This is a genomic window from Oliverpabstia intestinalis, assembly GCF_009696065.1.
GTDB lineage: Bacteria > Bacillota > Clostridia > Lachnospirales > Lachnospiraceae > Oliverpabstia > Oliverpabstia intestinalis.
Genome location: NZ_VUMS01000012.1, coordinates 36,363 through 48,445, shown reverse-complemented (window position 1 = coordinate 48,445; position 12,083 = coordinate 36,363). Strand labels below are relative to the sequence as shown.

Annotated in this window: 8 protein-coding genes; 1 reads left to right on the top strand and 7 read right to left on the bottom strand. The window is 44.8% G+C overall.

What is annotated here, in order from left to right:
• Positions 1-15 precede the first annotated feature (15 nt).
• The 6 genes from argS to FYJ57_RS07740 all read right to left on the bottom strand — a co-directional run bounded on the left by argS (position 16) and on the right by FYJ57_RS07740 (position 8,167).
• On the bottom strand, positions 16-1,782 hold the full coding sequence (argS, locus tag FYJ57_RS07765; protein ID WP_154432251.1) for an arginine--tRNA ligase: 1,767 nt from the start codon (positions 1,780-1,782) through the stop codon (positions 16-18).
• A 217-nt stretch (positions 1,783-1,999) separates the two neighbouring features.
• Complete coding sequence (locus FYJ57_RS07760) at positions 2,000-2,428, bottom strand: CBS domain-containing protein (protein ID WP_106492701.1); 429 nt, start codon at positions 2,426-2,428, stop codon at positions 2,000-2,002.
• A gap of 170 nt (positions 2,429-2,598) precedes the next feature.
• Complete coding sequence (locus FYJ57_RS07755) at positions 2,599-3,915, bottom strand: ABC transporter permease (RefSeq protein WP_117525348.1); 1,317 nt, start codon at positions 3,913-3,915, stop codon at positions 2,599-2,601.
• Between the two features lie 21 nt (positions 3,916-3,936).
• Positions 3,937-6,081: a biotin/lipoyl-binding protein gene (locus FYJ57_RS07750; protein ID WP_154432250.1), complete on the bottom strand. Its 2,145-nt coding sequence runs from the start codon at positions 6,079-6,081 to the stop codon at positions 3,937-3,939.
• On the bottom strand, positions 6,078-6,755 hold the full coding sequence (locus FYJ57_RS07745) for an ABC transporter ATP-binding protein (RefSeq protein WP_287891591.1): 678 nt from the start codon (positions 6,753-6,755) through the stop codon (positions 6,078-6,080). The genes FYJ57_RS07750 and FYJ57_RS07745 overlap by 4 nt, the downstream gene beginning before the upstream one ends.
• Positions 6,752-8,167: an efflux RND transporter periplasmic adaptor subunit gene (locus FYJ57_RS07740; protein WP_205839938.1), complete on the bottom strand. Its 1,416-nt coding sequence runs from the start codon at positions 8,165-8,167 to the stop codon at positions 6,752-6,754. The genes FYJ57_RS07745 and FYJ57_RS07740 overlap by 4 nt, the downstream gene beginning before the upstream one ends.
• A gap of 229 nt (positions 8,168-8,396) precedes the next feature.
• On the opposite strand from FYJ57_RS07740, the gene FYJ57_RS07735 reads away from it, so the two are divergent.
• Positions 8,397-9,713: a DUF1294 domain-containing protein gene (locus FYJ57_RS07735; protein WP_154432248.1), complete on the top strand. Its 1,317-nt coding sequence runs from the start codon at positions 8,397-8,399 to the stop codon at positions 9,711-9,713.
• A 538-nt stretch (positions 9,714-10,251) separates the two neighbouring features.
• Here the strand turns inward: FYJ57_RS07735 and aspS are convergent.
• Positions 10,252-12,039: an aspartate--tRNA ligase gene (gene aspS / locus FYJ57_RS07730; protein ID WP_022171852.1), complete on the bottom strand. Its 1,788-nt coding sequence runs from the start codon at positions 12,037-12,039 to the stop codon at positions 10,252-10,254.
• Positions 12,040-12,083 lie beyond the last annotated feature (44 nt).

Here is a 12,083-nt window from a genome sequence, read left to right as displayed (position 1 = left end):
TTCCGGAAATCACGCTTACATTCTTTCCGGTGCTTCAAATCCCAGCATATCGATACATGCTTCCAGAATATTTTTTACCAGCATCAGCAAAGCCAGATAAGATTCTTTCTTCTCCTGATCCTCTTCAGCCAGAATCTTTGTTTCATGATAGAAGCGGTTAAATGCATTTGCAAGTTCATAAATATAAGAACAGATTTTATGCGGTGCTTTCTCTTCATAAGCATTCGTGATCACCTGATTGAATTTGGATGCTTCCAGCATCAGCGCTTTCTCACTGTCACTTCCTGCCGCCAGAATCTTCAGGGTATCCAGATTGCCGCCTTCTTCTTTATATCTGTTCAGGATAGATTTGATACGAACGGTTGTATACAAAATATACGGACCGGTATTTCCTTCAAAAGATGTAAATCTTTCAATATCAAAAATATAATCTTTGGATGCCTGGTTGGACAGGTCTCCGTATTTGATTGCAGAAAGTCCTACGATTTTTGCAGTCGTTCTTGCATCTTCTTCTTTGATGCTGCGGTTGTCCACGATTTTTTTATACATCTCTTCGTTGATATCACGAATCAGATTTTCCAGACGCATCACACCGCCTTCTCTTGTCTTGAACGGTTTCCCGTCTTTTCCGTTCATGGTACCAAAACCAAGGAACGTCAGTTTGGTATCATCTTTTACCATACCTGCTTTTTTGGCACAGCGGAATACCTGAACAAAATGCATCTCCTGACGTTTGTCTACCACATACATGATCTCATCCGGATTGTATTTTTCCATACGTTCCACGATAGTAGCAAGGTCTGTGGTTGTATACAAAGCAGCACCATCCGATTTTAAGATCATACACGGAGGTACCTCTTTGGTATCCGTCTCTTCTTTTACATCTACGACAACCGCACCCTGGTCTTCATAAGCCAGTCCCTGATCCTTCAGCTTCTGTACCATCGGTGCAATGGTATCCTGTACATCAGATTCTCCGTTCCACAGATCAAAGTCTACGTTAAGGTTTGCGTAGTTTTTCTTCAGGTCAGTAACCGATACCTGCAAAATATGTTTCCATAATGCACGATATCCTCTGTTACCCATCTGCAACTGATGGGTTGCTTCCAGAGCTTCTGCTTTATACGATTCGTCTTCTTTTGATTTTCCACTGGCTGCCGGATAAATTTCTTCCAGCTCACTGATGGTAAATGGAGCTTCTGTCGGATATTCTCCCTCATAATCTTCCTGGAAATATACCAGTTCCGGTTTTCTTTTACGCAGTTCTGTGATGATCAGACCCATCTGCAGTCCCCAATCTCCCAGATGAACATCACCGATAACTTTATGTCCCAGATATCTTCCCATTCTCTTGATACTCTCACCGATAATTGCAGAACGCAGATGTCCGACATGCAGTGGTTTTGCAACGTTTGGTCCACCGTAGTCAAGAATCATGGTCTGTGGATCCTTTGCTTCTTCCACACCCATTTTCTCACTGTTTCTCATCTCTTCCAAATACTGCGCCATATATGCTCCGGATACTTTCAGATTAATGAATCCCGGATTAACAGCTTCTGCCATCTCGAGGACTTTACTGTCGGCAAGTTTTGCCACTACATCATTGGCGATCATGATCGGGGCTTTATGATATACTTTTGCACCTGCCATAGCACCATTACACTGATATTCACACAGGTCCGGCCGATTCGACAGCGTAACCTTTCCCATATTTTCATCATAACCGGCTTCTTTAAAAGCGGTCATTACTTCATTGGAAATCAATTCGATTATTGTTTTCATACTTTCCTAAAACTCCTTTGTCAGAATCATTACATTATATCTTATCACGGGCACACAGGCTGGTCAACTAAAAGAATTCACCCTGTCTGCCCCCCTGTCTGCCCCTCTGTCAACTGTTTTTATGCAGACACACTCCCGATTCCCCGCCCACATAAAGAAAGACAGAAGCGATTGTTTGTTTTTATTCCACGGATCACTTCTGTCTTTCTTTCATCTGCTATGCTTCTTCCTGTTTTTGTCTTCCTGCTTTGCTTTGTTTATAACAGTATTTCAAAATATCACTTCTGCGGACAATACCAATAAAATTATCCGCATCATCCAGTACCGGAACAAAGTTCTGCTTCATGGCCGTATCCACCAGATCCTCCATGTTACAGTTAATATCCACTGTCTGGTACTTCCATCGGAGAGGTACTCTGCTGATGCTGCAATCCTCCGCTTCCCGGATATTCAGAAACCATTTTTCCTTGATATACCGGAGCAGATCTCCCTCTGTTACAGTTCCCACATATTTTCCGTTCTTATTTAACATCGGAATAGCAGTATATTTGTGATATTCAATTTTTTCAAGTACCTGACGCAGAGTGTCATCATTTTCCACATAGGCAACTTCATTTTTTGGTGTTAAGAAAAATAAAATGTTCATTTACTATAAATCCCCCATAGAAATCTTTTTTTGAAATGACCGGACATTCTTCCCTTTCATTTCAGTTTTCCATTACCAGTATAACCCATTTTCCATCCGATATGGTGAATTTCGCGTGAATAATTTCTAATATTTTTCTTAATTTAATTCTGAACACTCGTATCCTTTTTCTACTCGTGACGAAGTGCATCGATTGGATTCAGATTTGCTGCCTTAATGGATGGAAGTAAACCGAAGATAATACCGATTGCCATAGAAAATACTACAGCCAGTACACTGACAGGTACGCTGATCGCCACCGGAGTCTGAGACATCTTCGATATCACCTGTGACAGGATCACTCCGGCGATTACTCCAAGAACCCCTCCGATACTGGTCAGCACAGCAGCTTCTGTAAGAAACTGCCACAGGATCCTGTTTTTTCTCGCTCCGATTGCTTTTTTCAGACCGATCTCACTGGTACGTTCCGTAACGGATACAAGCATAATATTCATAACACCGATACCTCCGACCAGAAGAGAGATACTTGCGATCCAAAGCAGCTGTTTGTTTGTGTTTTCACTGACTTTCTGCAGGTTCTTAACTGTTTTCAACAGATCCGCCGCCTTATAAGAGACGTTGCCACTGTCAGCACCACTGCTGCCGGCACCGTCCATCATTTCCTCTTCAGAATCAATCATACCGGAACCGGTCTGTCCGGTTACCGCCTGATTCATAATGTCCTCCACTTTTTTTCCTACAGAACTCATCAGGTCTGTCTCACTAGCCATCACGCTGACTTCTTCCGGCTCATCATAATTATAGACAACCGGCCAGGTACTGTCCGGAATCAGCACGATTCCGTTGGTATTCTGATTATACGTATAGTAATCTTCCAGACTGTTGATCACCGGTTCGAAAGCATCTGACTTGCGGATACAACCGACCACGGTAAATGGTTCCCCACGGAGTTCTATGGTTTTTCCCACCGGATTGTCTCCCGGAAATAAGGTCTGCACTGCCACATCGTCAAGCAGCACCACTTTCCGGAACTCTTTAAAGTCGCGTTCTACAAAATCCCTTCCATTTTGTATTACATAACCTTTTGTTTTCAGAAACTCCGCATCCACACCGTATACACTTCCACTGTCCAGGCTGGTGTTCCGATAGGTGATTCCGTCTGCATACCCTCTGCGGTTATAAAAAGTCGCACTCTCAACCCCTTCAAGACTGCGAATCTGTTCTTTCTGTTCATCGGAAATCACGGAAATATTATCCGGCAGACCATTGTCCATCCAGTACTCACTTTCTCCCTGGTAAAGCCGTACATCCACATTGTTGTTTCCTGCACCGATCAGATTCTGTTTGATCTGCTCGTTGGTTCCCTGAATCGTAGATGCGATGGAAATGATGGAAGCGATACCTATAATAATCCCCAGCATGGTCAAAAATGACCGCATCTTATGAGACCATATCCCCCGAAAGGCCAATCTGATATTTTCTAGCATTGTTGTTCCTCCCATCTACCGTTAATAGTTATAAAGGTCATCAAGCGTACCTTCTTCTGTCTTTGCACCCTCTCTGACATCTTTTCCATAAGGAAATGTGATCTTATCATCCATACTCAGACCGCCTGTGATCTGATAACTGGATCCATACTGAATACCGCCAACCTGTACTATCTGTTTTGTCAGATGTCCGGTTCCGTCGTCCTTCATAACGTAATACTGACCGTTTTCTGTCCGCACAAAAGGTTTCTCCAGATAGATTCCTTCTCCCGGTCCGTCTCCCTCATCCAGCAGCGTAAGTTCTGCCCAGCTGTTATTACTAAGTCCGCTTGCATCTGCAATGTATGCGGTAAAGGGATAGGAAGATGCATTGGCTCCGTCCTGTCCGTTATCAGATGGATACGGAGAAATTTCCCGTACTTCCGCGGTAAAGCTGACACCATTGTCATAACTGTATCCGCTCAGTGTAGCTCCCACTTTCAGTTTATTCATTTTAGATTCACTGACCGTTCCCTGCACATAAAGTCCTTCACTGCTGACCACCTGAATCAGCGGTTTTCCATCGTTGCTTTCTTTTTCGGGATCACCGACTGTTTTCACCACACCATTTAATGTACTCTTAATTGTCTGGTTATTCAGCTTTTTCTGGATATCTTTAATCTCAAGATTGGTCTCTTTAATATCCAGCTGATAATCCCTGATTTCTTTTTCTTTATCCTTGATCTGCTGCTGAATCTCTGCAACTGTTCCTCCATAAGAAGTTCCTGCATCACCGGATCCTGTCGTATCAGAAACAGTATCGGTAGAGATCACTTTTCTGCTTCCACTTCCCATTACGCTGGTAACTGTCAGATAGCGAATGGAGGCACTGCTTTTCTTTGTGCTCATTCCATCCACAGTATTTTCCTGTTCTGCCGTTTCCTGAGGATTGCCGGCTTCCGGTGTCGGTTCCGGGTTCTCTCCGGGAGTAACTTCCGGCGACACCGATGGTTCGGTTGGCTTTTCTTCCGGATTCGATGGTTCAGGTGGCTCCGGACTTTCTCCCGGCTTTGTTGGCTCACTTGGATCGGTCGGTTCGGCTGGCTCTCCCGGTGTCTCTCCACTTTGCTTTTTGCTCAGATCCACCAGATATTCCCCGTCCTCTTTTACATCCGCTGCAAAATCCCCATCTGCTCCGTTCTGTTCCCACGCCTTTATAAGATCACCATTTTCTTCTCGAACCTCAATACGAAAATATTTTCCATCTTCTTTTCTTTCCAGGAAAAAACTTCCTTTTACAATACCATCTTTTTTCACCAGATAGGTCAGTGGTTTTTTCTCTGTTCCATCTCCCTGATAGGCACTGGCTCCTTTTTCAAGAACCGCTGCTGCTTTCAGCTCCTCCGGCAGTTGACCATCACTGTCATCTATTTTTTTTTCAAGATTTACCTGAAACCGGTCAGTATCCGCTACCTGAAAATCATCTTCCGTAATCTTCTGTCCCCAGATTTTTAACAGTTCTCCATTGCTTACATCGCCCTCCCGGACCTCAATCACAAAAAAACACTGTTCCTCTGCCATTCGGTTTAAAAAACTTCCCAAAATCGCACCGTCAGCAGCACACAGAAAATGATACGGTTCTTCCACCGTTCCCTCTCCCATATACGGTTCTGCCTCCGCTGTAAGCTCCTGATAAGCCTCTGCCGGCTCTTCCGGCTCCATGGACGGATCCTCCGGTTCCTCGCCCGGATCTTCCGGTATATCCAATCCCGGATCTTCATTGCCGTTATCACTGGACGGTTTTGTATTCTTTAATTTTGTAATTTCCCTGTTTGCTTTCTCTATGTTCAGTTCGATTCCCTGTTTTTCCAGTTTTTTCATTTCCAGATCCAGATTCTCCAGGGTCATATCATACGTGAGCAGATCATCGCCGACCTTTACCGTATCCCCTTCTTTTACATATATTTTCTTTACTTTCTGTGAATCTGCCAGATAAATATTCTGCGATACATCTGAAGTAATATTTCCTGACAGACTGTTGTCGGACCATCCACCGCCACCTGACATGTCACTGACTGATACCACCTTTACCGTACTCTGACTGCTTGTTTTCACCGCATATACAGTCACCCCTCCAAGCAGTAGTACTCCTGCAGCAATAAAAGCCGCAATCCATTTTTTCTTCATGGCTGCTCCTCCTTTTTCATTATGCCGTCGCGGATAATTACTTTTCTCTGTGCTTTCGCTGCAATCTCACTGTCATGGGTGATCATCAATACGCTTACTCCTTCATCGTTCAGGCTCTGAAACAGTTCCATAACCTGTTCTCCGGAAGTACTGTCCAGTGCGCCGGTCGGCTCATCCGCCAGAAGGATCTTCGGCCGGTTAACCAGTGCTCTGGCAATCGCTACTCTCTGTTTTTGCCCACCGGAAAGCTGATTCGGCTGAAAATTCACTCTGTCTTCCAGTCCTACACGGGTCAGTGCCTGCAGTGCCCGTTCCCTCCGCTCTTTTTTCGCAACTCCCGCATAAGTCAGTGGCAGCTCCACATTTTCCAATGCAGTCTGTCTCGACAACAGCTGAAAGTTCTGGAAAACAAACCCAATCTTTTTCAGTCTCAGATCCGACATTTCATTTTCCGTACATTTGCTGATATCCTGCCCGTCCAGAAAAAGCTGGCCGGAAGTCGCCTGATCCAGACATCCTACAATATTCATCAGCGTTGTCTTACCGGAACCGGAAGGTCCCATAATGGCCACATATTCTCCCTTTTCCATCTGGAAATCAATATGTTTCAGAACCGGAATCACCATTTTCCCCTGAATATAATCTTTGCAGATATCTTTTAACTCAAGAATCACTGTGCATCCTCCGTTCCTCCGATGACATCTTCGCTGCCATCAGCATTTGACTCATTCTGCTGCATCCCGTCTTCTGTGAGATCTTCCTGATTCGTCTCTCCGGAATCCACTCCATCCATATTCTCATCAGAAAGATCACTGCCAAAACCATCTTCTTCTGAGTAATCTTCATTCGAAAAATCCATATCGTTTCCATCCGCCACCGGGTTACTCTGCCCCATCTGACCGTTACTTCCCGCTGCAGTCTTCATACCTTCTTTTAATCCGTCTTCCGGATAAGTGATCATATCATCTTTACTCAGTCCATCTGCAATTTCATACTGAAAAAGTTCATCATCATGCTGTCCCAGTGTCACAGAACGTTTCTCCAGTTTACCTTTTCCATCGTCAACCCAGACATAGGGGTTGTCCGTATCTGCATCACAGATGAAAGATTCATCCAGCCAGATACCCGCCTTTTCTTCACTCTGTCCGTAATCGGCTTCCACATAAACATGCTGTCCAAGCATCAGCCCCTCAGAAGAATCCAGTTCGATATAGAACGGATAGGAATTGGACTGGGTGGATCCGTCACCACTGCTGAAATAATAGCCATTATTGGAATCGTTGCCCGGATTTTCCGTATCTACCGCACCCATCGTTCCTTTCCAGGTGACAGAATCATCTACTCTGGAATGTACGATTACAGCCTGCCCCGGCGTTACAGATGCAATATTCTGTTCGTTTACCTTACATTTAATTCGGAAATCTCCCATCGCAATTATGGACATAAATGCCTGGCTGTCTCCTGAATAAGAATAACTGTCCTGATTTCCGTTATTGATGGATTTGACTACACCATCAATCTCACTGGTGACCTGACAGTTCTCGATGGAATCCTGTAATTTCTGAATCTCCACCTGTTTGCTTTTCTTTTCATATTCACTCTGTTTCAGTTCCATCTGGGCACTCTGAATCTGCATCGTATAGTCAAGTTGAGCATCATTTCCTGCACTCTTTTTTTCCTTTTCCAGTGCAGCAATCTCATTTTGTTTATTTCCGATGTTGTTATCGATCCGCTCCAGTTCCAGCTTTGCTTTTTCCAGGTCTTCCTGTGATTTTTCTGTATCATAAGAAAATAACGGATCTCCCTTGGATACTTCCTGTCCGACTTCCACATAAATATCTTTTACTGTTTTATCCTGACTCTGCTGAATGTCCACCTGTTTCTGTGTTTCTACCACACCGGCAAAGCGATTCACCGCCCCGTTACCACTTCCCGGGTTCATCAGATTATCTACGCTGTTTACATATACTACATTTTCCGTACTTCCATCCGATGATGCCCTGCCGAACAATGCCCACGCACCGATTCCGATTACCACAACGGCTACAACAGCTGCTCCGGTAATAATAATTTTCTTTTTCTTCATGTCTGCCTCCTGTATCTGATAGGTTCTCATGGTTTCAGTATATCATAGTGCATTCTGCTCTTCCTTACTTTTTCTTTACATTTCTATGGACATTTCCGATATTCTTTTCTTGCCATTTTCCCCTGCCCCCGGAGTTGACATTTTTCCTGGTTCTGTTATATTAAATCTGTTACCGCGGTTCCGGTATTTTTCTGAAAATACAGTAATTTATATATATTAGGAGGTTCTTATGACACTTACCGGTATTCTTTCTTATCTGGCCGTTATCAATCTGACCGGCTTTGCCGTTTTTGGCATCGACAAATACAAAGCTATCCATCATAAATGGCGGATCCGGGAATCCGTACTGTTTGCCATCGCTATCCTTGGTGGAAGTGTCGGTTGTCTCATCGGTATGCATGTATTTCATCACAAAACCCTGCATCCTTCTTTCCGGATCGGGATTCCTATGATTCTCATTGTGGAACTGATCGCCGGATGTGTGTGTTTTTATACCCTCAGTAATCGTACGCCATACAGGCAGGATCCTGTTAAAGTAGTTCGTCACGAACTCTCCTCTCTGTCCGCCCAGAAGGAATCTGACATTGTAAAAGCACTTAATGTCCATAATGTTTTCCCGTCTGCTGACAATAAACAGTCCGTACCTTCCGATATCACCTCTGTATTTGCTGATTTTTTTCATGATTTTTCATATCATATCAGAGATTTCTCGGAACAGGGAAATTCAGCTTCGGTTACTGTTTCCCTTACCACACCTGACGGTGAAGCACTGGCAAAAGAATACTCCCGTCAGGTAATGATCAAACAGATTCAGAACTCTGCAAGCCCTGCTTCCGTAGATTTTTCTCTGGAAGACTGCTATCTGCTTCTTGGCAATGTTTTGAAAAACAATGATTATAAAAGCATTACCTCTGACTATACGATCACCCTCACCCGATCCGGAAAAACCTGGAACATTGATTCCCCGAAAAGCCTGTCTGCTGCAGTAACCGGAAACTTTTCCACTTACGTGGCCGATGCTTCCCTGTTTTCTCCCTCTGAGATCATCGCGATCCACCTGGATACTCTGAAAGCTTTCGACACCGAACAATTAAACCGTTATCTGGCACTGGACTCCCTCTTCAATTCCGAAGATACTTCGAGCCGTTCCGTTGTCAAAGCCATCGCCAGTCAGCTTCTGAACTGCCTGGACTACTCCATCACGTCGGAACTCCTGTCTGATGACGGTATGGATGCCTCTGTAGATCTGAATCTGACCAGTTGTGATTTTTCTTCTGTTGTATACTCCTATCAGGAACAATACACCGCCTACCTGACGTCCTCCCAGGCTCTGGAAGACGGAACCGAAGGCCGTCAGTCCCACGCCATCACTCTCCTGACAGACTGTATCGCCACCAATACTCAAACCATCACCACCCCTGTAACCATCCACCTGAACAACGACGGCAAAAACTGGCGCATCCCCAAAAGCGACGAAATCACAACCGCCCTCCTTGGAAACCTGGAAGAAGCCCTCACCACTATTCTCACGCAGCCGGAAAGCTGATATCTGACATCACCTGCCTAAGCTGCCACCGGCAACTTTCTTCGGATTCAGAACACTCAAACTTGAGCCACTGAATCAATTGATACAACACAACAAAAAGCAGATACAAAGATTATATTCTCCTTCGCACCTGCTTTTATTTATCTTTCCCCATATTTTTCCTTTTCAACACTGCTTCTTCTGCTCAACAATTCGCTCTTTCCTAGAGCGTGTCTGAAAAATCATTTCCACAAACTGGGACTCGCAGCTCACGAAAAGCCTTTTTAGACACGCTCTAATCTTTAACATCCACCACTCAGTTTTTTTGCCAAAACACAGCGGCAGGCTCCGGGTTTCCTTTGCCGCAACACTTTGTGGGCGCTTAGGGCAAGATTTAAGATCCAGTCCTTAGAAGAACTTGACAGTGAGCGGCTCTCCGCGAACTGGCATTTAGTTCTTCTTAGGACTTAGCTTAAAGTTGCCCTGCCCACGTTGCGACAAAGGAAACCCGGAGCCTGCCGCGTCCCTTTGCCAAAAAACAGCAAGAAACTCTATTTAATTATTCCTCGCTGCGAATCGCAATCCCCAGCTCCTCCAGCTGCTTCTCATCCACCAGATTCGGTGCCTCTGTCATCAGACAGGAGGCATCCTTCACCTTCGGGAATGCAATTACATCACGGATACTCTCCTGTTTTGCCATCAACATAACCAGACGATCCAGACCATAAGCCAGACCAGCGTGAGGCGGAACACCATACTTGAACGCTGTCAGCAGAAAACCAAACTGTTCATAGGCTTTTTCCTTGGTAAATCCAAGAACCTCAAACATTTTCTCCTGGATATCGTCCTGATGGATACGCACACTACCGCCGCCGATCTCAGTACCGTTCAGTACGATATCATAAGCTTTTGCACGTACACGACCAGGATCGCTGTCGATATACTGCAGATCCTCTTCCATCGGCATGGTAAATGGATGATGCATCGCTTTGAAACGGTTTTCCTCATCAGACCACTCCAGCAGGGGGAATTCTGTGATCCATACAAAACGATATTCACTGCTGTCCAGAAGATTCATCTGACGCGCCAGTTCCAGACGCAGTGCACCCAGTACATCCCAGACAACTTTATTTTTATCAGCAGCAAACAACAGAAGATCACCAGCCTGTCCGTCCATGGCTTCTACCAGACGGTTCATCTCGTCTTCTGTCATGAATTTTGCGAAAGAAGATTTTACAGTTCCGTCTTCATGAATGGCGATATAAGCCAGACCCTTTGCACCATAGTCTTTTGCAAACTCAACCAGTTTGTCAATTTTCTTTCTCGGCATACCGCCCTGTCCCTTGGCATTGATACCACGGACAGTTCCACCCGCTTCCAGTGCATTCTTAAATACAGCAAATTCACATCCGCGGACAACCTCAGATACATTCTGCAGTTCCATACCAAAACGCAGATCTGGTTTGTCAGAGCCAAAACGATCCATCGCATCCTGCCAGGTCATCCTCTGGATCGGCAGTTTCACATCCACATCCAGTACCTGTTTGAACAGGTACGCCAGCAGACGTTCATTTACATCAATCACATCGTCCACATCTACAAAAGACAGCTCCATATCAATCTGTGTAAATTCCGGCTGACGGTCTGCACGAAGGTCCTCATCACGGAAACAACGTGCAATCTGGATATAACGGTCATAACCGGAGCACATCAGCAGCTGTTTGAACAGCTGTGGAGACTGTGGCAGTGCGTAAAAGTTTCCCGGATGGATACGGCTCGGAACCAGGTAATCTCTTGCTCCTTCCGGTGTACTCTTTGTCAGCATCGGAGTTTCAATCTCCAGAAATCCCTCATTTGCCATAAACTGACGGGTCAGTGTTGTTACCTGAGAACGCATCATCAGGTTTCTCTGAATATCCGGTCTTCTCAGATCCAGAAAACGATATTTCAGACGCAGATCTTCTTTTGTCTTGCTGTTTTCTTCAATCGGGAACGGCGGTGTTTCTGCCTCTGCAAGAATACGCAGACTATTTGCACGCACTTCGATCTCACCGGTCTTTAAGTTATTGTTTACCGCACCGGAACGTGCTTCTACCACACCGGTCACTGCAATAACAAACTCACTTCTCAGTTTCGTTGCTTTTTCGAATCCTTTCTCATCGATGCTGCCATTTTCAAAAATCAGCTGTACGATACCGGAACGGTCTCTTAAATCTACAAAAATAATACCGCCTTTATTTCTGCTCTTCTGTACCCATCCCATCAGTGTTACGTTTTCTCCGATATTTGCTGTGGAAATCTCGGTACAGCGATGGGTCCGTTTTAACCCTTTCATTGATTCTGCCATTGTTTCTTCCTCCAATATTAACACTCTATTCGTAACAGTGTGTT